The sequence below is a fragment of the Butyricicoccus sp. AF18-9LB genome (assembly GCF_027684505.1).
GTDB lineage: Bacteria > Bacillota > Clostridia > Oscillospirales > Butyricicoccaceae > Agathobaculum > Agathobaculum butyriciproducens.
In genome coordinates, this window is the sequence record NZ_JAQCWA010000025.1 from 1 (window position 1) to 25342 (window position 25342).

General features: G+C 46.5%; 23 protein-coding genes and 3 pseudogenes. 10 read left to right on the top strand and 16 right to left on the bottom strand.

Going from position 1 to position 25342, the window contains the following annotated elements; all coding sequences use genetic code 11:
- A partial coding sequence (locus PGY33_RS11775; protein ID WP_270478783.1) for a hypothetical protein occupies positions 1-269 on the bottom strand: 269 nt, incomplete at its 3' end.
- A 187-nt stretch (positions 270-456) separates the two neighbouring features.
- The gene (locus PGY33_RS11780) at positions 457-3234 is read right to left on the bottom strand and encodes an S-layer homology domain-containing protein (protein ID WP_270478784.1); all 2778 of its coding nucleotides are present in this window, start codon (positions 3232-3234) and stop codon (positions 457-459) included.
- A gap of 290 nt (positions 3235-3524) precedes the next feature.
- On the opposite strand from PGY33_RS11780, the gene PGY33_RS11785 reads away from it, so the two are divergent.
- Together PGY33_RS11785 and PGY33_RS11790 are read left to right on the top strand one after the other, a co-directional pair.
- On the top strand, positions 3525-6191 hold the full coding sequence (locus PGY33_RS11785) for an S-layer homology domain-containing protein (RefSeq protein ID WP_270478787.1): 2667 nt from the start codon (positions 3525-3527) through the stop codon (positions 6189-6191).
- 181 nt (positions 6192-6372) lie between these two features.
- A complete protein-coding gene (locus PGY33_RS11790) occupies positions 6373-7083 on the top strand; it encodes a hypothetical protein (protein WP_119190221.1) in 711 nt (236 codons plus the stop codon).
- Between the two features lie 65 nt (positions 7084-7148).
- Here PGY33_RS11790 and PGY33_RS11795 read toward each other — a convergent pair whose 3' ends face one another.
- Positions 7149-9665, bottom strand: a complete 2517-nt coding sequence (locus PGY33_RS11795; RefSeq protein ID WP_270478790.1) for an S-layer homology domain-containing protein — start codon at positions 9663-9665, stop codon at positions 7149-7151.
- Positions 9666-10283: 618 nt separating this feature from the next.
- Positions 10284-10478 carry a hypothetical protein gene (locus PGY33_RS11800; protein ID WP_118284796.1) on the bottom strand — a complete coding sequence of 65 codons (195 nt, stop codon included), beginning with the start codon at positions 10476-10478 and terminating at the stop codon, positions 10284-10286.
- Between the two features lie 380 nt (positions 10479-10858).
- On the opposite strand from PGY33_RS11800, the gene PGY33_RS11805 reads away from it, so the two are divergent.
- Genes PGY33_RS11805 through PGY33_RS11815 form a run of 3 tightly spaced genes read left to right on the top strand, consistent with a single transcriptional unit; the run spans position 10859 to position 12586 of the window.
- Complete coding sequence (locus PGY33_RS11805; RefSeq protein ID WP_270478792.1) at positions 10859-11080, top strand: hypothetical protein; 222 nt, start codon at positions 10859-10861, stop codon at positions 11078-11080.
- Positions 11071-12168, top strand: a complete 1098-nt coding sequence (locus tag PGY33_RS11810) for a tyrosine-type recombinase/integrase (RefSeq protein WP_270478793.1) — start codon at positions 11071-11073, stop codon at positions 12166-12168. Before PGY33_RS11805 ends, PGY33_RS11810 begins: the two co-directional genes overlap by 10 nt.
- A 34-nt stretch (positions 12169-12202) precedes the next feature.
- Positions 12203-12586: a hypothetical protein gene (locus PGY33_RS11815; protein WP_117490253.1), complete on the top strand. Its 384-nt coding sequence runs from the start codon at positions 12203-12205 to the stop codon at positions 12584-12586.
- 277 nt (positions 12587-12863) lie between these two features.
- Here PGY33_RS11815 and PGY33_RS11820 read toward each other — a convergent pair whose 3' ends face one another.
- Positions 12864-13349 (bottom strand): GNAT family N-acetyltransferase, encoded by a 486-nt coding sequence (locus PGY33_RS11820; protein ID WP_270478795.1) that lies wholly within the window; start codon positions 13347-13349, stop codon positions 12864-12866.
- Between the two features lie 190 nt (positions 13350-13539).
- On the bottom strand, positions 13540-15144 hold the full coding sequence (locus tag PGY33_RS11825) for a hypothetical protein (protein ID WP_117490249.1): 1605 nt from the start codon (positions 15142-15144) through the stop codon (positions 13540-13542).
- Between the two features lie 196 nt (positions 15145-15340).
- Between PGY33_RS11825 and PGY33_RS11830 the strand changes: the two genes are divergently transcribed.
- The 5 genes from PGY33_RS11830 to PGY33_RS11850 all read left to right on the top strand — a co-directional run bounded on the left by PGY33_RS11830 (position 15341) and on the right by PGY33_RS11850 (position 19106).
- Positions 15341-16135 (top strand): hypothetical protein, encoded by a 795-nt coding sequence (locus tag PGY33_RS11830; protein ID WP_270478796.1) that lies wholly within the window; start codon positions 15341-15343, stop codon positions 16133-16135.
- Between the two features lie 432 nt (positions 16136-16567).
- Positions 16568-17464 carry a Fic family protein gene (locus PGY33_RS11835; protein ID WP_270478797.1) on the top strand — a complete coding sequence of 299 codons (897 nt, stop codon included), beginning with the start codon at positions 16568-16570 and terminating at the stop codon, positions 17462-17464.
- A gap of 602 nt (positions 17465-18066) precedes the next feature.
- Positions 18067-18279: a hypothetical protein gene (locus PGY33_RS11840; RefSeq protein WP_270478799.1), complete on the top strand. Its 213-nt coding sequence runs from the start codon at positions 18067-18069 to the stop codon at positions 18277-18279.
- 235 nt (positions 18280-18514) lie between these two features.
- Complete coding sequence (locus PGY33_RS11845) at positions 18515-18775, top strand: type II toxin-antitoxin system prevent-host-death family antitoxin (protein WP_117490241.1); 261 nt, start codon at positions 18515-18517, stop codon at positions 18773-18775.
- The gene (locus tag PGY33_RS11850; RefSeq protein WP_117490239.1) at positions 18765-19106 is read left to right on the top strand and encodes a type II toxin-antitoxin system RelE/ParE family toxin; all 342 of its coding nucleotides are present in this window, start codon (positions 18765-18767) and stop codon (positions 19104-19106) included. Before PGY33_RS11845 ends, PGY33_RS11850 begins: the two co-directional genes overlap by 11 nt.
- Positions 19107-19483: 377 nt before the next feature.
- Here PGY33_RS11850 and PGY33_RS14540 read toward each other — a convergent pair whose 3' ends face one another.
- The 10 genes and pseudogenes from PGY33_RS14540 to PGY33_RS14555 all read right to left on the bottom strand — a co-directional run.
- On the bottom strand, positions 19484-19600 hold the full coding sequence (locus PGY33_RS14540) for a DUF6680 family protein (protein ID WP_442865578.1): 117 nt from the start codon (positions 19598-19600) through the stop codon (positions 19484-19486).
- Positions 19601-21307: 1707 nt separating this feature from the next.
- Positions 21308-21481 (bottom strand): annotated as a pseudogene (locus PGY33_RS14545) (IS3 family transposase); the annotation flags it as partial.
- Positions 21482-21570: 89 nt separating this feature from the next.
- Positions 21571-21819 (bottom strand): annotated as a pseudogene (locus PGY33_RS14550) (IS3 family transposase); the annotation flags it as partial.
- A gap of 210 nt (positions 21820-22029) precedes the next feature.
- The gene (locus PGY33_RS11860; protein WP_270418213.1) at positions 22030-22254 is read right to left on the bottom strand and encodes a helix-turn-helix domain-containing protein; all 225 of its coding nucleotides are present in this window, start codon (positions 22252-22254) and stop codon (positions 22030-22032) included.
- Between the two features lie 58 nt (positions 22255-22312).
- Positions 22313-22669, bottom strand: a complete 357-nt coding sequence (locus PGY33_RS11865) for a hypothetical protein (protein WP_110435687.1) — start codon at positions 22667-22669, stop codon at positions 22313-22315.
- Complete coding sequence (locus tag PGY33_RS11870; protein ID WP_117490229.1) at positions 22657-23040, bottom strand: nucleotidyltransferase substrate binding protein; 384 nt, start codon at positions 23038-23040, stop codon at positions 22657-22659. The genes PGY33_RS11865 and PGY33_RS11870 overlap by 13 nt, the downstream gene beginning before the upstream one ends.
- Positions 23021-23308: a nucleotidyltransferase family protein gene (locus tag PGY33_RS11875; protein ID WP_110435685.1), complete on the bottom strand. Its 288-nt coding sequence runs from the start codon at positions 23306-23308 to the stop codon at positions 23021-23023. The genes PGY33_RS11870 and PGY33_RS11875 overlap by 20 nt, the downstream gene beginning before the upstream one ends.
- A gap of 18 nt (positions 23309-23326) precedes the next feature.
- A complete protein-coding gene (locus PGY33_RS11880; RefSeq protein WP_117752406.1) occupies positions 23327-23983 on the bottom strand; it encodes a LexA family protein in 657 nt (218 codons plus the stop codon).
- 527 nt (positions 23984-24510) lie between these two features.
- The gene (locus PGY33_RS11885; RefSeq protein ID WP_270478808.1) at positions 24511-24864 is read right to left on the bottom strand and encodes a helix-turn-helix domain-containing protein; all 354 of its coding nucleotides are present in this window, start codon (positions 24862-24864) and stop codon (positions 24511-24513) included.
- 87 nt (positions 24865-24951) lie between these two features.
- Positions 24952-25330: pseudogene (locus tag PGY33_RS14555) on the bottom strand (transposase); the annotation flags it as partial.
- Between the last annotated feature and the right edge of the window lie 12 nt (positions 25331-25342).

Here is a 25342-nt window from a genome sequence, read left to right on the forward strand (position 1 = left end):
CCAACCGACGCGTCGCGCACCTGTTTCTGCACGTTTTCGATTGCGTCCTGAACGGTCTGCGCCGGCACGCCCGCGCTTTCGTGGTAACCCATCTTGGCCGCCGCAGAGAAGTCGCTCAGCGCATCGCACAGTCCGTTGAACGACTGACGAAGTTCCTCCGCCGAGGAGTCAAAATACGCTTTCAGATCGCGTGCGGACATGTCCGGCTGGTCCGGCAGATCCACAATGCGCTTGCTGAATACCTGCTGACGATTTGCTTCGAATCCCATAAAAATTACCTCCTAAACTCGCATGGTGTTTTGATGTGAGTTATAGAATAGCCGATTTTTCTGAAATTGCAAGAAAAACTTTTGAATTTCTCAGAATTTTTTCAGGAAAGGGAAACAGAAAACCCCCGAGGAAAATTTCCTCGGGGGTTTAATTTAAGTCATCGCGCGAATTGCGGAAAACTTATTTTTAGTGCAGATTGAATACGCCGGTATCCAGCTCGCTATCGGTGTCGATAACCATAATCTTGGTCTTAGCACCGTCAGTCCAGTAGATTGCGTTGGTAACGTAATCAGTGCCATCCTCACGAACGTAATCCTTCAGGTTGGTAACGGAAGCAGAAGCTACGCCGGTGCCATCCTTGTCGTCGTCAGAGGTGTTAGCGAACAGGATGATGGAATCATCATCGTCGTCGAAGGTGAGAATGTTTGCAGCCTGAGCAGCAGCAGCCTCAGCGGTAGTCTTATTTACCTTAGCAGCGTCGCTAGCCGGTGCAAAGTAAGCAGTGCCATCCAGCTTAGAACTGTAATCGCCGTTCAGAACAACGCCGGTAGTACCATTAGCCTTAGCAAATACCTTGTCGACGCTGATCTTGGTGTGGCTCTTAACAGTGCCGTCCAGGGAGTACTTGATAACGTCGCCGCGTGCAACATCATTGCCATCCTCGGTCCAAACTTCGATAGTCTCGGAGCCGTTCCAAATCTGGAATACGTTGTAATCGGTTTCATCAGCATCGGTGGACTTGGTGACCTCGAATACGTAACCGTAGTTAACATCGGTGCCGCCCTTTACGTTAGCGGAGCCGAGGTCAGCGTATACAACCTTAGCATACGGAACGCCATTGCTCTTGTCAGCCAGAACAACAGAAGTGAATACGGAAGATTCCTTCCAATCACGCAGGTCCTTGCCGGTAACAACCTTGAAGCTGTCGGTCTTGTAACGTACAAATACAACAGCGTTCTCGTTGATTGCACTTACAGCGCCCTGCTGCAGCTTGTTGTTCTTAACAAAGTTATCTTCTACACGATCGGTAACAACATCATAACCAGCCATGTACTTGTTGCTATTGATGGTATCACCAACAACCTTCAGCTTGTACTCATCACCAGACTTGGTGTAGGTTACGAGCTTAACCTTAGAAGCGCCTTCGGTGGTAGCACCGTCGAACTTACTGTTCTCCTGTACAGCTGCACCATTGATAGCTTCGGACTTCTTCAGAGTAACAGTCTCCTCAGAACCATCAGCCTTCAGCAGGGTAGCCTTCCAACGGTTGCCTTCCGGATACAGCTCGGTCATCAGAGCCAGATCCTTGGAGCCAGCGTCAGCGTCGTCAACGAACAGGCAGTAGCCGCCCTTAACAACGATGGATACGGTAGCATTCAGAGTCAGGTCAGCAGCGTCAGAGTTAGTAACGCCAGCCATCTCGTAAGTGGTACCGTTAATGGTAACCTTGTAATCACTAGCAGTGATTGCATTCTTGGTGCCGGTAATCTTACCGGAAACAACGTCCAGCTTGGTTACGCCAATCTTATCAGCGGAAGTGTTAACAGCCTTGGTAACTGCAACATAGTCATCCTTAGCGATGCCGTTGTACCAAACAGCGTCATCATCCTTCAGCTTGCTGTCGAAGCTCTGGGTGTTGCTGGAGTTCTTGTAGGATACGTTGATGTAATCCTTGCCAACATAGGTAACCTGAGCGATTGCAAAGGTCTTGATGTCGAGCAGGTTGATCTTGTTGTTGTCGCTGTTGGAGATAGCGGAAGCGTCGAAAGCCTTAGCCAGACCGCTTACGTTGCTCTTAACGTACTTAACCAGATCGTTGCGGTTGGTAGCAACTGCAGAACCGTCAACCTTGACCAGGTTGGTCTTATCAGCAGTAGCCTGCGGAATCTTGCCAGCAGCAGTGCCAATATCAGAAGAATCGGTGACAGTACCAACAGTATACTTGGTGCCGTTCAGCTTCAGCTTATCGCTGCTGGTGCCAAAGTCGCCAAGTAAGCCGTTAATAACCTTGTTGGAATCGGTCAGAGCGAATACGCCGTAAACTTCGTCGGTGTCCTTGTACAGAACCTTAACCTTGTTGTTCTTCAGAGCAACATAATCCTTGGAAATCTTGGTGAAAGATTCCTCAGCTGGATTCAGCTTAACGTTCTTAGAACCATCCTGCTTGGTGATGGAAGTAACAGTAGCACCGTAGGTGTCCTTGCCGTCTTCCTTAGCGAAAGAGGTCAGGATGCCTTCAACAGAGTGCAGGCCCATGTACTTCTCACCGATGGTCTTGTTGTCGCCATCGCTGTAGTTGGTGTTGGTGTATGCATCGTCACGCCATACAACGGTCGGAGTATCGATTGCGTTGTAGATCAGCTGTGCAGCGTACTGACGCGGGCACGGACCGGTGAAGGAAGTGTTAACGTCCTCCAGCAGGCCATTCTCGTCTGCCAGTGCATTGGTCTTTGCAGCCCAACCTGCGCCTACCAGACCTGCCTTGTTAGCGTCGTAGCCGAGGGTTACGAGCAGCATCTTAGCAGCTTCCTGTGCAGTTGCAGTTGCATTCGGAGCAAAGATAGTGTTGGACTTACCAGCGATAATGCCCAGGGACTGGCAGTACTTGATGTAGCCGCGTGCCCAGTGAGAGCCAATATCGGTGAAAGAAGTCTTGTCGTCGTTGTACGCAGAAGCGTCAGACTTGCCGGTACGCAGAACGTAAATCATCTTTGCCATCTGCGCACGAGTTACGGTAGCGTTCGGCTGGAAGGAGCCGTCTTCGAAACCTTCGATGATGCCCAGCGATACCAGAGTGTCCACAACATCAGCGTCAACCTTAATGTCGGCCTGATCCGTGAACGCTGCACCAGCAAACATGGTGAACGCGCAAGCGAACGCCAGTACCAGTGCAAGAACCTTTTTGAGATTCTCTCCGGAGTCGCGTTTACCCGAAAAAGACGGGTGGAATTTCAAAAAAATCATCCAATATGTAACATTTTGCAGGAACGCTTTCACTAAATGAGTTACATTTTATGGATGCCGTTTACCTGCCAATCCCAATCGCAAACAAGCACCTATATTATATAAGGTATAACCCGCGTTGTACAGAGCCGGTTTGCGATCTGGCCCAAAGCCAGACGGCGTAATATTACAAGTAATGTTACACTCATGTTACGGATTGCGAACTTCGCTTGACCCATGGGTTTGACTATGGTAATATACTTAACGACGAGTGAGAACTCGTATAAAAAATTTTAAGGAGGAAAACCCCTATGAAGAATCTCAAAAAGGTTCTTGCACTGGTACTGGCGTTTGCTTGCGCATTCACCATGTTTGCTGGTGCAGCGTTCACGGATCAGGCCGACATTAAGGTCGATTCTGAAGTCGTGGACACTCTGGTATCGCTGGGCGTAATCGAAGGTTTCGAAAACGGCTCCTTCCAGCCGAACGGTACTGTAACCCGTGCTCAGATGGCAAAGATGATTTACGTTCTGCGCACTGGTAACTCTGACGCTTCTGCGTATAACAACGACAAGACCACTTTCACTGACATCAATGGTCACTGGGCTGCTGGCTACATCAAGTACTGCCAGTCTCTGAACATTATTGCTGGTAAGAGCAACACCAAGTTCTGCCCGAACGACAAGGTAACTACTCAGGAAGCTGCTAAGATGCTGCTGGTAACCCTGGGTTATGATGCTAAGAAGGCTGGTCTGGTAGGTGCTGGCTGGGCTTCCAAGACCAATGCACTGGCTGACGAAAACGGCCTGCTGGAGGACGTTAACACTTCCTTCACCGGCGCATGCCCGCGTCAGTATGCTGCACAGCTGATCTACAACACCATCTTCGCTCCGACCGTTGTTCTGCGTGACGACGTTTACACCAACGAGAATTACGCTGGCCACGACAACAAGACTGTTGGCGAGAAGTACATGGGTCTGAAGACCACTGTTGGTACTCTGGACACCGTTTCCAAGGAGTCCGGCAAGGATACCTACAAGCTGACCATCGGTGAGACCGATAACACTGATGATGATAGCACCAAGCCGCTGGTAACTTCCTTTACCAAGGTTAAGAAGGACTACAACGACCTGCTCGATCAGGAAGTTAAGGTTCTGTACAAGGCTAAGGACGACGTTTACGGCGTATTCGCTACCGAGGATTCTGACGTTCTGACCGGCATTCTGGGCGACTTCGAGAAGTCCGATGCTAAGCTGAAGTTCAACGGTTCCAAGTACTCTGTTGGTGCTACCGGTGCAGACGCGACCAACAAGGTTGTAGTTGACCGTGCTACTACCAGTGCAAGCAACGATATCGTTGCATACGTTGCTGCTGCTAAGGGCCTGTCCAAGGTTTACTCTGCTTCTACCCGCAGCAAGGACAACAAAATTGTTCAGCTGAATGTTAAGACTGTATCCATTGCTCAGGTTACTTACGTTGGCAAGGATTACATTAACGCAACTAAGAAGGCTGGTCCGAACTTTGACAAGATCGACACCGATTCTTCTAACTATCCGTCCGACCTGAAGAAGGACGATTACATTGCAATCTACAACGCAGACAACTTCTCCGATGACAAGCAGGTTGTTGAGAAGCTGGATGTTGTTGAAGGCAAGGTAACCTCTACCAAGAATGCAATCACTGCTGACGATTACAGCATTATGGTTGGCGGCAACTGGTACGAGATGGCTATGGCTGCAACCATGAAGGCTGCTCCGAACCAGACTCAGGTTGACTATGTAGGCAACGAAAAGGTTGAACTGAAGGACGAAGTAGCAGTAGTAGTAAAGAACGGTTACGTTGTTTATGTTGATGACAACGATGCTGGTTCTAAGGACGTTGCTCTGCTGGTTAAGGCTGTTCAGAAGACCTCTGCTAACGATGATGACATCGAAGGCCGCCTGATCTTTGCTGACGGCTCTGACAAGACCGTTACCATCAAGGACACCAAGATGTTCGCTAATGTTGGTGGCGAGACTCTGCCGTACAACACTCCGGTTCTGGTTTCCTACAAGAAGTCCGGCGAGAAGTACGAGCTGACTAAGGTTTCCGGCGTAATCAGCGGTTACGATGATTACAAGACTGATGCTAAGCGTGTAAAGAGCGACAAGCTCCAGAAGCAGAGTGGCTCTAATTGGGTTGCTGCTGACATCACTTACATCAACAACGATGCAACGGTATTTGTTCGTTACACCAGTGGTAGTGATACCAAGTACTCTGTTATCACCGGTTCTGCTCTGAAGAACTGGAGCGACAGCAAGGTATTTACCTCCGCGCAGGTTCTGTCCAAGAAGTCCAATGGTATGCAGTATGCTAAGACTATGTACGTTGACCTTGGCTCTTCCAGCATGAGCGGTGGCAAGGACATGACTTATGGCTATGTTCTGGAAAGCTCTCGTTCTGTAACTGAGAATGATACCGATTACACCACCACCAAGGTTTGGAACGGTACTGAGGAGATCACCCTGAAGGTTGAGGACGGCGACGCTCTGGCTGAGGGCGATGTTGTAGAGTACTCTGCTAACTCCGATGGCACCCATGACATCAACAAGACCTACAAGCTGGATTACGCTGGCACTGCAGGTGATAATGACACCTACGCTCTGACCCGCGGTGTTGTAACTGGTTTCGATTACAATGCTACCGACATTGAGGGCACTCTGGTTGGCTTTACCGCTGCTAAGAGCACCACTGCTGGTTACACTGATGATTATGTTGCAACTCAGACTGCATTCACTCTGAACATCAGCAACGATGATCACGATTCCGTAGTTCTGTTCGTAGACACGGACAATGCTCGCGGCACTGCTAACGGCGAGTTCCAGAAGGCTGCTGAAAACAATGCTGCTCAGAAGCTGGCTAACGTTGCTTACTACGCAGACGCTTCCAGCAATGTTAAGATCATCATCGTTGACACCCAGAACATTTACGCTAAGTAAGTTTCTGACTGTCGCGGTTATGTAACTGCAAAATCGAAAACCCCCGAGGAAATTTTCCTCGGGGGTTTTCCCTTTCCCCGAAAAAATTCGAAGAAATCCAAAAGTTTTTCTTGCAATTTCGGAAAAATCGGCTATTCTATACCTCAAACAAACGGCGAAACGCCGAACAGGAGGTATATTTATGGGATTTGAATCGTATCGACAGGGCACGTTCACAAGACGGTTAGCGGACCTGCCCGACCAGCCGAACATGCAGGCGGCGGAGCTGAAAACGTACTTCGACTCGTCGCCGGAGGAGCTGCGGCAGGCGCTGAACCGGCTGTGTGACGCGCTGGGCGAGTTCTCAGCGGCGGCTAAACTGGGCTACACCGCGAGCGCGGGCGTGCCGGCGCAGACCGTTCAGGACGCGATCGAAAACGTGCAGAAACAGGTGCGCGACGCGTCGGTTGGCAAGCTGCCGAGCGGCTGTGTGGACGGTGACAAGTTGGCGCAGGACGTGCGCAACCGCCTTACCGCGATCGAGCACGCCGCCGAGTCCGAAACCAACGCACGCACCGAGGCGGACAGCGCCATGCAAACCGACATGAATACCGTCAAAACCACGCTTACGGTTAAAACTGCGTGCAATTTCGGCACATATACCGGCGATGGAACCGAAAAACGTACCATCACGCTTGGGTATCATCCCAAGGCCGTGCTCGTGTTCCGCGACGGCTGCTACACCGGCTACAGCAGCGCCATTTACGGCGGTCTGGCGGCGGAGGACGTGCCGCTTATGTACGGCGATAGCATCGGCCTTGGCGTCACCGACGACGGCTTTCAGGTGCTCAATAGCCGCAACTGCGCCCTCAATCTGAGCGGGTATAAGTATTCGTTTGCCGTTTTTGCGTGAAAATGGGAAAACCCCCGAGGAAATTTCCTCGGGGGTTTTGTGTTCAGCCTAAGCTAAACGGGTGATTACCACTGAGTGTAATTGTTGTTTACGTCAACAACCAGAACAGTGATCTGATCCTCGTTAGCTTCAGAGAATACTGCAACGTTTGCCTTATCCTTGTCGTTGCCGCCGTTGTACTTGTTAGCCTGACGGATCTCGCCGTTGCCAACACCAGCGCCAGCCTCAGAATCAACGTACAGAACTACGGTGTCCTTAGAGTCGATCTTAGACTTGCAGCCAGTAGCCAGAGCCTTATCCAGAACGATATCGCCGGTGCCCTCATCGTAGGACTTTACACGATCCTTAACAGTATTGCAAACAGTAATATCAACGGTATTCTCGCCATCAGCGGAGTACTCGAAGATAGTACCAGCCGGAATACCACCATAGATGGTGCCTTCGTACTTGTAAACTTTTTCCTCGGTGCCATTCCAAGCCTTAACCAGAGTGTAGGTGGTGCCGTCTTCCTTGGAAGTGTAGGAAGCATCCAGAGCTACTGCGTAGGTCTTGTCGGAAGAACCGGACGGCTTCAGGTTCTTAAAGTTTACAACTGCTACCTGAGCGTACAGGTTGTTGTTGGACTCGTCAGCTACTGCCTTAATGGTCAGCTTGCCAGTCAGATTAGCCTTCAGATCCCAGTTTGCAGCGGTCTTACCGGAAACAACCTTGAAGTCCGGATCGTCGTGGCCAGAACCATCGTCCTGACGAACAAATACGATGCCGGTGTTCTCAAAGTACATCTTACCAGACAAGCCGGTGCCAGTAGCACTGCCATCAATGGTAGCGTTGGTCATCGAAACATACTTGTCATAACCTGCAGTCTCGAGAATATTCTGGCCCTGAGAATCCTGGCCAGTTACAGCACCGATCTCAGTCAGCGTGTAAACGTCCTTGGATACATCATAAGTAACCAGAATCGGCTCATTCTTGATGTTCAGAGAAATCGGAGTCTGATGCTTAGTGCTATCATCCTCCCAGTACTTCTTGATCTCAACGATCTTATCGGAGCCGTCAGCAAAAATCATACGAGCTTCGTACTTGGAAGCTACAGCAGAACCGGTAGGACCAGCCTCAACCAGCAGAGCAATGTCGGAGGCTGCGGTGGTAACCTTGTCGATTTCATAGATGTAGCCGTTAACCAGCATCAGCTTTACAGAAGAACCAAGTTTCAGAGCGTTCTTGCCAGTCATAGCAGTATTAGTCTTGTACCAGTTGCCGCTAATCTGAACCTTGTTGATATCGCCGTTAGAGTTAGTCTTGGTAGAATCAATCTTACCCTCAACTACCTCAGCCTTCTCAATCAGGCCCTTCTTGTCAGAGTAGTTGCCCTTGTCAGAAACTACAACGTAGTCGTCCTTCTTGATGTCGGAGTAGTAGTTATAGTCATCATCAGCGCACTTGCCAGAAGTATTCAGGGTTACATAGTCCTTACCTACATAGGTAACCTTCTCAACTGCGTAAGTGGTAACCTTCAGGATAGAGTAATCGGAAGAACCATTGGTAGCCAGCAGTTCAACCTTGGTGCCCTTCTCGTAAGTCGCGTTGCCCTTACCGTTTGCACGAACCCAAACCTTGATGTTATCGGTCTGCTTTGCACCATCAACGTAAACGGTGGTGGTGGAAGCCAAGTCGTACTTGGTGCCGTCCAGCTTAGCCTTACCGTTATCCATCTCCAGATCAGCCAGAACGCCGGTTACAGAGGTATTGTCATCGGTAGCGAATACGCCGTAAACGTCATCCTTAGCCTTGTACAGAACCTTAACGGTGTTATACTTCAGAGCAGAGTAGTCCTTAGCAACCTTAGTGAATGCCTTAACAGCGTTCTTGCCATCGGTGCTGTCAGTAGTGTTGACATTGGTGATAGTCAGCTCGTAGGTGTCCTTACCAGAGGTCTTAGCAACCTTCTCCAGAGTACCAACGGTCTTCTTCAGGCCCATGTACTTCTCGCCAACAGTCTTGTTGTCAACGCCCATAGCGGTCTGGTCGGTGTACTCACCGTCACGCAGTACAACGGTCTTAGCGTCGATTGCGTTGTAGATCAGCTGTGCAGCGTACTGACGCGGGCAAGCAGCAGTGAAGGAAGTGTTTACGTCCTCCAGCAGACCAGCCTCATCAGCCAGTGCGTTGGTCTTGGATGCCCAGCCGGTACCTACCAGACCAGCCTTCTGAGCGTTGTAACCCAGGGTTACGAGCAGCATCTTAGCTGCTTCCTGAGCGCTTACCTTTTCGTTCGGAACGAACTTGGTGTTGCTCTTACCAGCAATGATGCCCAGAGACTGGCAGTACTTGATGTAGCCGCGTGCCCAGTGGCCGTTAATGTCGGTAAAAGAGGACTTCTCGTCGTTATAGGCGGAAGCGTCAGAGTTGCCGGTACGCAGAACGTAAATCATCTTTGCCATCTGCGCACGGGTTACAGTACCGTTCGGCTGGAAAGAGCCATCTTCAAAGCCCTCTACAATGCCCAGCGATACCAGAGTGTCCACTACATCAGCGTCAACCTTAATGTCGGCCTGATCCGTGAACGCTGCACCAGCAAACATGGTGAATGCGCAAGCAAACGCCAGTACCAGTGCAAGAACCTTTTTGAGATGGCATATGAAAAAACTAATATATGAGAAAAGGGTAATGAAAAATCGAAAATATAGTGTATTTATAACTTTATATAGGAAAATAGAAGCAAGCAATGTGTTCCAAAATAAAACATAAAAAGTAAATTAGTATAAGCAAATACGAAAAGAAATAAATTTTTTTGACAAATTTAGTGTTCGCCAACAGTATATATAAATATGTAGGTAAAAGTAAAGCACCGGAGCATTAGATATTTTATGGTATGATAAAGGACCTGCATCTAAACGTACAGGTCCTTCGTGGGTAAGGAAATCTGAGCGCTCCCATCTCTCTAATGCAACTAAAAGCAGGGAAGCCACAGTCTTAAAAATTTAAGTGTATACAGTATAACATAATTATTGAACAAATGCCATTGAGATCTTGAAATATCTATATGATTTAATATGTCTACGGTATCTGTAACGGCAGGGACGTAGAAGGTGCACTGCTGAAAAGTGCAGGTTTCGGGCCCCTCACTAATTCTTTGAGAGACGAATCATACGTCATAAAGAACTTTTAAGAGAAAGTGTTTTGATTTTTAAGAGATTTATTTACTTGGTAGCATTATCCCGTTCCATAGCCTCTCGAATAGCACGCTTGATGAAAGCAGTGGTAGACTCACCCTGTTCTTTTGCGTGTGCTTGGATTAAAGCACGTTCACCCTTTGGAACACGAAATTTAACTTCATCTACTTTTTCTTTTTGCCATTTAGCAATTGCTCGTTTTTGAGCTTCACTAGCAGCCATTTTTCACCCTCCATATAATATAATGTCAGGAGTCGATTTGAAAATATGGTTAATATGATATAGAAATGATAGATAAATTTGTGAAGATTGCATATTGTATATGTGACCCTAACATGCTATTATGATTATAGAAAATAAAAACGGCAGTACTTGGAAGTTGGCGCTTCCAAGTACCTGCGCAGGTGACCTAACCACCTACACAACGGAAAACTCCGCACCGCAGTATTAGTATACCCTTTTTTTAAGGGTTGCACAAGACCTTTGTTCGTGCTATATTTATACTTCTTTCTGCTGTATGATTTTGACACCGTGTAGGCTCTATATTGCCTGCACGGTTTTATTTTCGCTCAAAATCACATATAGAAAGAGGCGAAATTACGATGAAAAAGAATTCCTTCGCAGATATGCAAAGGCTGCACTGGAAAGACTACGAGTTCGAGTGTCAGCGGCTGACCTTTCCGAACGGCAGACAAATCCGTTTGACGGACAGCCAGAGCAGGCAGGTACAGATTCGGTACACGCAGTACATCGATCAACACCATCATGCACCGCTCATGGGAGAGTTTATTTTCCCGAGCAAGGAGACGAGGTCATGGGTATAACTTTACGGGAATGGTCGCAGCAGTGGCTGGAGGTTTACGTTAAGCCGGTAGCCAAGCCGAGCGGCTATGAACACTACTATGACAATATGTACAAGCATATCCTGCCGAAATTAGGCGAAATGCCTTTGGAAAGCCTGACTACCGCCGTGGTACAGCACTTTCTCAACGAGGAATCCCTACAGGGCAATCTGCGGACCGGCGGCGCGCTGAGCGCAAAAAGCATCAAAAATATGCGCGTTGTCTTGGATGTTTGCTGTAAGCGTGCTGTTGCGGACGGTGTGATGCCCGCAAATCCGGTTCCTGCGACCGTATATACGCATTGCCGCTCGAAGAAGCACAATATTATGAGCGATAGCGATCAAAAAGTGCTCGAAAAGTGGCTGTTTTCTGATCTGTCGCTTAATAATGCAGGTATTATCTTAGCACTGTACAGCGGTATGCGCTTGGGTGAAGTCTGTGCTGCACGTTGGGGTAATTACGACGCGATGAGCGGCACGCTTCATATTACACAGACCGTACGCCGAGTGATGGTTGATTCTGAGGCAGAGTACGGCAAGCGGACGGAACTTATCTTCAGCTCTGCGAAAAGCGATGCTTCTGAGCGAGATCTGTATCTGCCGGAAGTACTGCAGGGTTTGCTTACCGTACAGTATCAGCGGTTCGAATCTCTTTTTAAGCGCACGCCGAATGCTGATGATTTCATCATTTATAATACAGTCGGTGGTGTAATGGATCCGGACCATCTGAGCAGTTACTGGGGCGATGTACTGGATGGCCTTGGCCTGCCGCACGTTCGTTTTCACGACATTCGGCATACATTTGCCACCCGTGCGATCGAGCAGGGGATCGATGTTGCAACGGTTGCGGGTCTGCTTGGACACGCGGATGTAACCACGACCACGCACTACTACGTTCACCCGCGCGATGCTTCGATGCGAAAAGCAATGGCGGCTGTCGCACCGGTCGGAGCAGTTACACACGCATGGCAGAATACCCGATTATTTGCACCGAAAAGCGCTGAAGAGAAAGTACCTGAAGCGGCAAGGCGTGTGCATCGCCGTCGCAAGCACATCGCAGAATGTGGATGAGTAAATGCTGCGGAAATATATGAGGAGAATCAATATGAGAGAATATAAATATGTATGTAAAGACTGTAAGGAACACCTCACAAATTCTGAGGATCGATTGTGTGAATGGTGCCGGGACAAGAAAAGGGTTAATTCGGCACAGATTTGCATTATCTGTGGGAAAAGACGTACTCCTGCACGGGATGGTGTGTGTTACAACTGTCGTCCAAAGGTGCCTAAGGAGCCCTATAAACCTGGCGTGCCTTGGAAGGAAGCTCTTGAATGGGTTGAGCTTGAATATGTTATTTTGCAGGCTCGTTATGACGGTTTGTCCTTTCAAGAAATTGCAGAGCTGACAGAATTGTCAGCTGAGGAATGTGCCGATATCGCCGTCAAAACGCTTGATAGACGCCGATTTGGGTATTACTTAAAAATATGAGTAACTCTCGAAAAAGGAATGGAAGACACGCAAAGTGTCTTACAATTCTTCCCCGCATTTGCGGGGGTCACCCCAATTTGATGTAAGCGCTTAGATTTGAAAATCGGCAAATTATCCCCGCATAAGCGGGGGGACAGAACAATCCCCAAAGCAAAGGACCATAAACCTTTTGCTTTGGGGATTGCTTCTTGGGGTAAGAAGCGTACGCCTTGCGGAATAGTAGATATTATGTTATGTGATTGCCGTCAAAAAGCAGCGGTTTCGTGCCTCTAACTTCTCAAAACGTCAGCCGCATCTGATGCCACCGGACATTTCCGTGCGTGGATTTCTCGGACACGCCTTCGTCGACAAAGCCGAATTTTGCGTAGTACGCAATGAGCCGCTCCTTGCAGGTCAGCACAAGTCCCTTGCGGCCCTGCTGTCTGGCATCGGCGATGGCACGGCGGATCAGCTCACCGGCATGGCCGCGTTTGCGGTACTCCGGCAGGGTATTGACACCGAAAATCATCTGCCATGCACCGTTTTCGTTGTGCATACAGGCGTTTTCGTACATTGCATCGGTCAAATCCGGCTCGTCCGTGACAAACCCATCGACAAACGCAATCAGCTTGTCAGCGTCGTACAGCAGCCAGAAGTGATTGCCGTAATACTTAATCCGCTCGACAAATTCCTGCTCGGTTGCCGCTTCTGCCGGCGGAAAGCAGGCGGCTTCTGCCGCGGCGATGGCAGCAATGTCTTTTTCTTCTGCATAGGTGATCTTCATTCTGTATTCCTTCTCAACGGATAGGGAGAATATCCGCTGTATGTTACTTTTCTCTCAGCATACCACGCTTTTGAGCGCGAAACAAGAAAAAACCACTATAAATTTCATCATGATCAACAAAGCGACCGCGCTTCAAACGAAAACTTGAAGCGCGGTCGCTTGTCAATAAGGGATATCTCGGGATTTATCTCTATGGGTATACAATTTCAATATCATCACTAGCACATATGGGGCATTGTTTATTCATACTGCGTCCTACAACCACATCATAATCTCGATTCAGGCAATTATGACAATACAAATATACTTTATACGACAGACATTTTCTTTTGACATCAATCTGAATTTTTACTTTCTCTTTTTTTTGATAATTTCCGATTAGAAAATCTGGTGTTATAAATAGTGATGTTTTCAATTTTAAAAAATCATTTTCAATTTTCATCTCTTTGTATTCATAAGATTCATAAAGGAACAGTACATACCTTCTTTCTCTTTCAGGTGACCATTTAGAATCTTTTATTGAAAGTAACCAATATTGAAGAATCTCTTGTAAGAAAGTATTTTTCTCCTCATCAGTCAAGTTGAACAAGGCTATAATGTCAAACAGATAATTGAGTTCTTCCTGTGCCTCTGCTTTATCATATATAACATCATATGCCATAACTTGCGAGAAAAATACCAAGGGTTTTCTCGTAGAATTTTGTTTATATTGATATAATGGTGAAATTAAATCCGCAATTCTATCATTTTTATACCCAAAAACAATCTTTCCATAGTGATCTTTCATATGATCGCTGTTCACTGATTTTGCAAATGATGAGACAAAATACGTCCTAACAGGGGTAAGATCCGGTTTTCGAACCCAATTATGTTTTATCCACTGGCTATTCTCAAATAATTCTTTTAGCACATTTCCTTCTCGGTCATCGTTTAAATTTTCAATTTTATTCATCCAGATCTCGTGATTCATATAGCTTGTAATCGCAACATTTTCTGATACATATTTACATATATAATCTTCATTATAATCGTGTCGCGACTTCAAAATAAAATTACTAATTTGTGTCATTAAAACTCCACGTAGTGGACGGGTTGTTGCTGTTTGAGATGTCAATCTTATCAGTTCTGCTTCTAATGAAAACAATTCGGCTAATTCATTTCGATCAAATTTCCATATTTCTTCTTTCTTATTTCCGTGGAAATAACTCATATCATTCAGCATCAATGTATAATTTCGTGAAAGTTCAAATAGCTGTGCGCTCTTTTCATCATCCGAAAGTTCATCCATTAATGAAATAGTTTTACGCATTTTATTAACAACATCAACAAGCTTCTTCGCAAACGGTTTATCCTTGTCTACTATATATGCTAAATACGCAAAGTAGTATAATCTAAGTGGCAAACATAAGCCATTCTCATATGGCTTGATTCCTATATAAGGTAGTTCGTTATTATCTATTATAGGACCAGCATAAGCTATCATCTTTTGCAATCTCGCACGTTCTCCTATGAATCTATAGAGATAGCAACGAGAGGATGGTAAACAAATCATAAGGCTTCGATAGTAGATCTCATTAATTTGGCTGACTTCATATTCGCAAATCCGATACTGTCCTATGAAATCACGTTCGTTCAGATCAAAATCGCTTACAAGAGATATTAGGTTTTCCTTTGTAACGTACCCTGGTTTCTCAATAAAATCATTAAGTGCTTTAAGCACTATGTCGAGGCTCTGTTCTGCCATATTAACAGGCCAATCATCTGGCTTTTGGGCTATGCAATATGCAATATCCATTTTATACTCCCTAATATTATAACAACAGTTTCTTTAATCCTACCAATTATATACTTTTATAATACCATAAATAGTTCTGATATCAAGAGAAATAATTTATACTTTTATTAGATACCATAAATGAATAGTATTTCCATAAGACAGCTTCTTGAAAAGTCCCAACCGCAATATTATAATATAAAAAGGAGATAAATCAATGATATTTGTTCCTCATATTATCCGATGTGCAGATAATATATCCATTCCGGTTGATATTAGTTCAGCTTCAGCTGACGATATTGCAGCGACCCACGGTTCTCCATCGTGGCAAACTGATTTGGATTCTCCCTACTTGTCCAATCCTGATGTCAGTAAGTATGCAATGAAGGCTCCAAACGGTGAGTTGATTGCACTGGCAGCCTACAAAATCTCCGGTCGGAAAACGTATGTGTATATTCTTTATGCTGAGAGCGCACCTCATAGCAACGCGACGATTACTGGAAAAGTCGAACGTAAATACAGCGGCATTGGCGCTGTACTGCTTGCATTCGGCATAAAGTATTCTATTGATAATGGTTGCCGCGGTGATATTGTGTTTGATGCCAAAACGGATGAACTCGCCCGCCATTACGCAGAGGTCTTCGGTGCCAAGCGGATTTCGAGCATATCCAGTGGTGGCCCCAAGCGCTTTATGCTTGCTGATGAAGATGCGTGGTTGCTTTTTCAAAATATCTTGCGGAGGAGGTTGAAGAATATGAAACAAAATGATCCTACGTATGTGATTGATGAATTGGCTGAACGAGCCGGCGGATACTTTGCTATGCCAACACAGGACGATATTGCCCACACTGATCTATTATTTGATGTTTGTCGGCAGTTTGGCATTCATTATTATTCTGCTACTCCCAAAGAGAAAGCTTTTGTCGAAGAAGTGACTCGTGTAACTTGGGCAAAAGAGCAAGAAACATTGACCGGAGTGAAACAAGACATTCCTCCTGCATTTTCTGCATAATCATATTTCAAAAAAATGCGCTGTTTCCATTATTACGGAAGTAGCGTGTTTTTATTTCTTATGCAGTGCATACGTGAAAAAGGCTTTTCTTTTTTGTAACCGTAAAATCTACCTCAAAAAGAAAGGCATCGGATATTATCGAGGTATTTGAGATGGCATTTCGGCATGCAGGAGGTATAATTTTTACCTACATTAATATCTTGTGCATAAATCGGAGTGAGAGTGGCATCTGCACGGAGTTTCAGCGACACTTTCACGCAATAGAGCGACATCTTCTCCTTTTTCGGGTAATGAAAAAGCCGTACTCATTCGAGAACGGCTTTTGACCTATACATCGGCAAAAAACAATCCGATTCATTCTGTACGTCTGTATATTTCTTGCCGATAATATGGTATACTATAAATACAGCTATCCCGCTCGGAGGTGAGCATATGAACTATCTTTCTGTTGCAGAAATAGCGAAAAAGTGGAATATTTCCGAACGAAGCGTGCGAAATTACTGTGCACAGGAACGTATTCCGGGTGCTGTGCTGATCGGCAAAACATGGCACATTCCCGAGAATGCGGAAAAGCCTGCTCGCAGTAACGGCAAAAAAATGCCGGTCAAAACATTGCTTTCCATTCTGCAGGAAGAAAAACGAACCAAGTATGCCGGAGGCATCTATCACAAAACCCAAATCGACCTGACCTACAACTCTAACCACATCGAGGGCAGCCGCCTGACGCACGACCAGACACGTTATATTTTTGAAACCAACACCATCGGTGTAGAAAACGAGGTGCTGAATGTGGACGATGTGATTGAAACCTCGAATCACTTCCGTTGCATTGATCTAATCATCGATCATGCAGCAAGCACGCTAAGCGAGCATTTCATCAAAAAACTGCACCATATTCTGAAAACCGGCACCAGCGATTCCCGCAAGGACTGGTTCGCCGTTGGCGAGTATAAGCGCCTGCCAAACGAGGTCGGCGGTATGCAGACCGCACTTCCAGAAGAAGTTGCCGATAAAATGAAAGCTCTGCTATCTGACTATAACGCCGTTCCTAAAAAGACACTGGACGATATGCTGGATTTTCACGTGCGCTTTGAGCATATCCACCCATTTCAAGACGGCAACGGTCGCGTTGGACGGCTTATCATGTTCAAGGAATGTCTCAAATACAACATCGTTCCGTTTATCATAGAAGAAAACCTCAAGCTGTTTTATTATCGCGGTCTCAAGGAATGGTATAGCGAAAAGGGATATCTTACGGATACCTGCTTAACCGCACAGGATAAGTACAAAGCCTATCTTGACTATTTCCGTATCCCCTACGAAAAGTGAACCAGAGAAGCCGTCCTTATTTGAGAACGGCTTCTACTGTACCGGCTATCTTACATAATATGGCTCATGTTTTAGGAAACAGCTTGTACAAATCTCTCCTAAAAGTTGTTCTTATCCCATTGTACCAGATGAGCAGCTTTGCTCACGTCGCCGAAATAATTGAAAGCATGAGCATGACAGTTCAGCCAGTTCTCTGTTTTCATGTTGTCGCAGGCTTTTGCATAGATATCGTGCATTCAAAAGGTTGTCGCTGCGTTCCGGCGAGGTGCCGCTATTTCTCCGGCAAGATGTCGCTGAAAGTCCGTGCAGGCGTCGCTGTATGGGCGGTTTATGTATCTTGCTGCTATTGCAGGCTATTTAGTCGGATTTTACAATTTCAATCGGTCAAATTTCAGAATATCATTCAGTCAAATTTGAAAAGTCCAATCCGTCAGATTTTATAAGAATCAATCATACCACATCTTCTAAAAAGTTAGAGAATGAGGGTTGATTTTCAGACTGAGGGTATATATAATAGTTACAGCATCAAAAAACGATTTATAGTTTTTGTACGGGGCGGCGTTGCGACGGCGTCCTAGTTTTTTATAATAAAAAGGTGCCTAATGATGGATCAGAAGCGACTTGAATATCTCCGTCAGGTGGAGAGGCATGCAGATGAAACCGGCTGGGTTGCTCCGCTGACCCAAGAAGATAAGGACCATTTTGCTTATTTGAGAAAGGTTTTCAAATGCTATAATATTGCTCCTTCTAAAGCAACCCCAACGGAGTATGACTTTGTGGTCAGAGTGGCAGAAAGTGAGTTCTATTCGCGATAGGGTAAAACTAAAATAGATATAATAAAAATAAGGAATTATTTTAATCAGTGAGGACAGAAATTGAAGTGCCCCCAAAAAGTTAGACAAAAATTCAACGCAAAAATTGTTCAAGCAGCTGAAAGGGTTTGCTGGCAGTTGGCAAGAGGTATTTATTCTAAATATGCGAGTGCTGCAAACTTGCTGTTGAATTTTATAGCAGAATGGGATATGCTATGTTTGAAATGAGCTGATAGATGTGCCGAATATTAAACCCATTTCTGACCTGCGAAATTACAGCGAGGTACTGCATGATGTGGCTGTGGGTGCTCCTGTCTTTTTGACGAAGAATGGGCGCGAACGGTACGCCATCGTGGATATGCAGGACTATGAGAAAACACAGGCAACTATCCGCCTGATGAACGAGCTTGCAAAAGGCCGTCACTCTGGCGAAACGGAAGGCTGGCTGACAACGGACGATATGAGGGCGCACTTCCGCGCAAAAGCGAATGAAGAATAAAATTCATTATTCGCCCGAGTCCCGCCGTGATTTGGATGATATTTGGGATTATATCGTATCGGAGCTTCAAAACCGTTCTGCTGCGGAGCATGTGGTCGATCGCATTATGGATGCGGTTGACCAGTTGAAAAACTTCGCAGAGATGGAAACCCTATTATCCTCTATTGCAGACGTCGGTACGGACTATCGTTTTCTTGTCAGCGGCAATTATATGGTGTTTTACCGTGTGCAAGACAGCGATGTCCACATTGACCATGTTCTGTATGGCCGCAGCGATTACATGAGCGCCTTGTTCAAAGACCTACTACGTGAAAAAAACCGAATAAATTAAAATCGGCAAGTTTCACCAGAAACTTGCCGATTTTTCCCTCTGTAATTACTTTTTTGCTTTATCTGTAAGCTCTATTTGTTTGCTAAAGCTATCTGGATTTTCGATTAGCTTAGGTAATAGCTGAAGCATCATTTGGTTAGCGAACTGTTCATTTTGAGGAGTATTTTGTTGGCCAACCGCATCGGACGCGGTCTTTTCTGCGGTCTTAATTTGCAGCTTTTCAAAACTTCATCATCATTTTTTCGATTTGAAAGGCCACTTGGATAGTAATACCGCTTGAGATCATCCTACCGTATATCTTTATATCCACAGGCAAGCGCCATCTCTTCAAGCAATTTTATGTATCTATCATTAAGTTGTTGTGGGTTTGAAGAAGGTTAGTCTGCTTCATCCATATAGGACTTCCAAGATTGTCTAACTCTCTGATTTTTGTGAAAAATTACATCAATTGAGTTAAGCGATTTAACATTTTCTTCTTCAGAAATTAAAATGATGTATTCACCATCCCTGGGATGGCTACTATCATTATAAGGATTGAATTACATAGGCAGGTAGCAAATCGGCTGTTCAAAAACGGACTGCAGCCGGTTTGCTCCGCAAACTCGGCCGTTTAGCTTCGCAATATGCAGCAAGACCTGCTGCACTCGCTTGCACAGTAAAAAAGGACGCTTGAAGCGTCCTTTTACTATTGCTGCTTATGTCGAATTTTGTTATACTCGTAGCAAGACACAGTTCCAGATAGCAGGCGGTTAGTCACTCCCTTGTAAAGGGGGCGCATGGGCAAGAAACTTTTGCGTTTCTTTGTAGACACAGCAGTATTGCTCTACATACTCACTATATATGCGAAATGACCGCCTTTCCCTGACAAGTAAAGCGGTCATTTCTTGATACGATTTTCTTAAAGGGCTAACCGTCTGTGGACAGTGCCTTTTATATTGCCTTTAGTATAATTGTTTTGCATGGCGCTGTCAAGCTGTCTGTTGCCAGGGGGAAAGCTGATAGTAGCCGTGCAGATGTTGTTCTTTATTTGTTCTTTACGGTGTAGATATAGTATCCGGCAGGCAACAGCACATACAATATATAGCACATATGATGTGATGGCATATACAGTATATTGCACTATGGACGGCTGTAATACACTTGCAATCACTCATAACCCGGAGGCTACAGGTTTAAGTCCTATCCCTGCAACCATGTTTAACCGTTGATTTCGTAAGAAATCAACGGGTTTTTGTGCTTTTTAAAGAGTTTAAAGGAACGAAGATAGGCGCTCTGTCCCCAATTGTACCCCAACGGGGATAAAATGAGAGTGGGATTTGCTGGTTTTCGTTTGTGCGATAGGTATAATGACAATAGAAGTTTTTTGAATTTATTCCCGCGCGAATAGAATATTGAAGTGACCCCAAAAAAAGTTAGACAATCCTCCATACCGTAATATCAACTAATTTCGCAACCCTTTTAAATATTCGGTTGATGTTGACTCCATATAAATTAAAAGGGAGACTACAACACCGCGATGCTGTGCGTCTCCCCCTTATGACTGATTTTATCGTTGTCCGCCAACACTCCAGCCCATACGTCTGGAATCACAATCAGGTTTTATCGTTGCCTGCCAACCCTCCGGTTTATACACCCGGATTCTCTATCGGATTTAAGGTGTCAGCCGCACCAGCAGGATGTCGCCTGCTTTCCTATTTATAGTATATTCGATATATGGTTTTTAATCAACCAGTTTTGAGAATTCTCTTTTGAAATTTCGTTTTATAAAGTGCATAAGCGCAGCGCTATCAGTAGCTTAGCTGAGAAGCGGTAGTGGAGATGTAGGTCTGCGACGGATCTTAACTCTAATATTGTATCTTAACTTGAAAAGAGTTATGATGCAGCAAAAAGAGTTAACTGCGCAAGTAGACAGCTCTTTCTTCACACGTTTCGTTGACTTTTCCACTGGAAATGCATATAATGAAAATGGACAGAGGGCGTCATCCCTCTGGTGCGGCTGGCACCTAAAATCCGAAATTGATGCCGGACTTTGGGCCGGAATGTTGGCGGGCAACGGAAAAACCCGATAGCGATGCAGTAGAATGGTCTTTGATCAGATGGAACTGTATGTCGGCGGACGACAGAAAAACCAGTTATGAAGAGAAGACATGCGGCATGAAGTGACCCCAAAAAGTTAGACAATATTTTGAAGTAAAAATTGTTCAAGCAGCCGAAAGGGCTTGTTGTCTGTGAATTGCAGGCGGCAAGCCCTTCAGTTTTGCCTTGATTCTGCGGATGTTGTAGTAATCCAGATATGCAACGAGTTCCTGTTTGAAGTGCTCCATGGAGCGGAACTCCTGCAAATACAGCAGCTCACTTTTGGGCAGCCCAAAGAAAAATGGAGAATGAGGTTTGTTCCGTCTGGAATTTTTGCAAATGCCTCGTTCAGCATGGTTGTCACCATGCTGAGCACAGAGCGATCCGATATGGTATAGCTGACCAGATCGCTGCTGTGCAGATCGAGAATTGGGGACAGATACAGCTTCTCCCCAAACAAACTGAACTCTGTCACATCGGTGACCCACTTCTGGTTTGGCTTGTCCGCATGAAAATCTCGATTCAGCAGATTTGGTGCGATTTTGCCCACTTCTCCCTTGTAGGAGCGATATTTTTTCATCCTGACACGACAAACTAAGCCCAGCTCCTTCATAAGCCGCTGGACAGTCTTGGGGTTCAGAGAGAATTAAATTGCTGCGATTTCTTCCTTAACAGATGCGTATTTGTCATCTTTCTGCATCTGCTTCAAATGATAGTAGAAAGTTGCACGGGGCAGTTGAGCGATTGAGAGAAGAATATCCAGAGAATGTCTTTGCCTCAGCTTTTGAACTACCTGCACTTTCTGCGCTGGCGTCGCTCGTCTTCCAAAACCAAGGCTTGCAAGTTTTTAGGTAATCGTTCTCCGCACGCAGTCGCTGCCGCGCCGTTCGACCGTCAAGCCTTCTGGCCCTTCTTCCAGATAGATTCGTTCCCATGATTTGATCTGGTCTCTGCTGTTTACCTCAAGTCTACGGCAGGTTTCGCTGTAACTCAACCTTTCTTCCATCATGGTTTCCACGACCAGCTTCTTAAATTCTGGCGTGTATCGTTTGTTTGGTTTTCCTCTTGACATAATAAATCACCCCATCTGTTAGATAGTATATCATACTGTCTAACAAATGGGGTGCAGTTCATTTCTTCAGCCGGCTCTCCAAACATTCCGTCCTTGTGGCGAAGTACGCCTGTATGTCCGCCGGACGAATATCGCTCAACCGCGCCGCCCCGAAATAGGGGATCAGATGACCCTCGACCAGACTGACATAGGTCAGCTCATAGGTGTTGACGTCAACGAACGGCTGCTTGTAGGTGGAGGGCACAAAGGCTTCACCGGTACGAGCCGACACCTCGGAGGCTACGCGGTACTCCTCGGCTTTCTTCTTCGCATCGGACAGACTCACCGTGCTGTAAAAGGACTTGCGCAGCGGCTTGCCGTGAATGTCCCGCTCTGGTGTTGGTAGCACCGGGGCGGGATTTTTTATTTCTCCCACCGCGCGGCGAGCTTTTGCAACTCGGGCAGATAGGCGTTCTGGATTTTTGCTGCGATAACAGCGGCAGTATGGTCATCGTAGATATGCGAAGTCTGGTTGCGGGCATTCAGCATATCCAGCCAGACGCTTTCATCGTCGATCAGCTCGGCGGCGTACGCCTCACGCAGCACTTGCTTTGGGAATTGCAGGGTATTCTGCATGCCAGCGTCGAGCATATATTCCTTGAGTGCCTTCCAGCCCAGCTCAAAGGTAAATTCAAACCGCTGGATCATGCCGTCGCGGACGGTGTCGTTTCGGATGTTCCGATAGTCCGTTACCGCCTCCGCCAGTCGATGTGCAGCATTTACAAAGTTATCGCGTTTGGTTTTCATACAGTATCACTCCATCTCGGTCAATTTCAGCAAGCAGCTCGGGCGAGGTGTAGTCATCGACAAACACAACGTCGTATTTCAGCAGGGTCGGCAGATCGTCCATGCCGCACCAGAACCGCGTCTGCTGCTCCTCCGGCATACCGAACACCGCAAGGTCAATATCACTGCGCGGACGGTTATCGCCGCGTGCGCGGGAGCCGAACAGGACGAGTTTGCGTGCACCGCAGTCCTTCGCAAGCTGTGCAAGAGCAGGTTTCAGGTCATTCATGCGGGATAGCTCCTTTTCTTAATATTCCCGTATCAGCACCTGCGGGATGCCGATGATATGGCAGCTTTCGAGGTCTACGCCTTCAATGCGGCGGGGCGGGTACGCGGGATTGAGCGGCACAAGCTTGAGCCAGTCTTCGCCGTCCACATAGTTGATGCGTTTGATGGTCATTTCGTCATCACCGTAGCTGATCACGCCGATCTCGCCGGAGTGGTTCATGGTGGATTGACGCAGTACCAGCACGATGTCGCCGTTCTGGAACGCCGGATACATACTGTCGCCGCGCACGCGCATAGCACAGAAGTCCTCGGCTTTCCGGCCTTTGAGGTAGGCGCGCGGCACTTCGATCTTCTCGCCGGCCGCGCTCTCGTCGATGGATACGCCGTCGTAGTGCGCCGCTACGCTGGTGATGACCGGAAATGTCACTGTATCCTCGGTGATGGTGGGGGAGGGGAGAGTTGGTGCGGTGGGTTCGTCCCAGCCCATCAATACAGAAGGTGTAACGCCGAGAATGTCAGCCAGTTTGGCAATGCGTTCATGCCGTAACGATTTAATATTTCCACTTTCCCAACGCTGCACAGTAGCTTCGGTTACGCCGATTTTTTCGGCAATCTGTGCGAGTGTAAGTCCTAATTCTTTGCGCTTTGCTTTCAAGACAGATGATATATTCCCCATAATGAGTACCTCCCTCTTATGATAAGTTAACTATATCACAGGCAAATACGTTGTGCAAGCAAAAAATGCGTTTCGCGTAAAAAACTTTCGTATAACGTATTTACAAAACGGCAAGAGTGGTGTATCACAAATTTACGCAAAATGAAAGATTGGAGGTGAACGACATGGCTCATATTGATGTGCCGAAGGTGCGAGGTGGGATGGCATACTTCGCTGCATTGGAAGATCTGCCGCCTGTAGATATGGATTCCACAGGCTTGCATCACACGAAATAAACAGCTGTAATCAGGCTCTGCAGGTCGGCGCATTCGCGGCGGCCTTTTGGTGTTGTGCTTTTCTCCGCCCGCTGCCTGCGATATTTTCTTTTGTCAAGTCCGCTTGAGGGCTTGACTTTTTATTTGCAGGCTTAACAGATGCATATTTGTCTTCTCTCTGCATCTGCTTCAAATGATAGTAGAAAGTTGCACGGGGCAGTTGAGCGATTGAGAGCAGTATACTGAGTGCGTGTTTTTGCCTTAGCTTTTGAACTACCAGCGTTTTTTGTGCTGGCGTCGCTCGTCTTCCAAAACCAAGGCTTGCAAATTTTTTAGGTAGTCTACCTCCGCACGCAGCCGCTGAACCTCTGCCAGCAGATCTTCCGTTACCTCCTTCGGCAGCCGCTTTGGCGGACGGCCCTTACTGCTGCGGCCGCGCCGTTCAACGGCAAAGCCTTCCGGCCCTTCCTCCAGGTAGATTCGCTCCCATGATTTGATTCGATCTCTGCTGTTTACCTCAAATCTACGGCAGGTTTCGCTGTAACTCAATTTCTCTTCCTGCATGGTTTTAATCACCAGTTTTTTGAATTCCGGCGTATATCGTTTGTTTGGTACTCCTTTTGGCATAGAAAAACACCCCATTTCCTAACAGTATACCATACTGTCTAACAAATGGGGTGCAGTTCACGCCTGTCTTCTTGACCGGCCTTCCAATTATTCAGGTAAACGTCCTTCGTACATAATGCTTAGTTCTCCGTAAACCTGTGTCCAGTTTCGGATCGTAGCAGTCCATTTTTTCATAGCCTCGAAAGTGGCCAGATACAGGGCTTTTAACAGGGCGGTATCGCTTGGAAATACACTTCTCTACCGGTTGAGCTTCCGATAGGTGGAATTCAGTGATTTCGATCGCATTTGTCGTGTAAATGACCTTTCTGACGGTGGCTGAGAACTTAAAAATAGGTAAAACAGCATCTCAGTTGTCCTTCCAGCGTTTCATGGAATTCGGGTATTTCGGAGTCCATTTTTCAATTACACGGTCTAAGGCAGCCAGCGCCTTCTGCTCATCAGCGGCCTGATAGATGGTTTTTAAATCCGCACCCCGGCT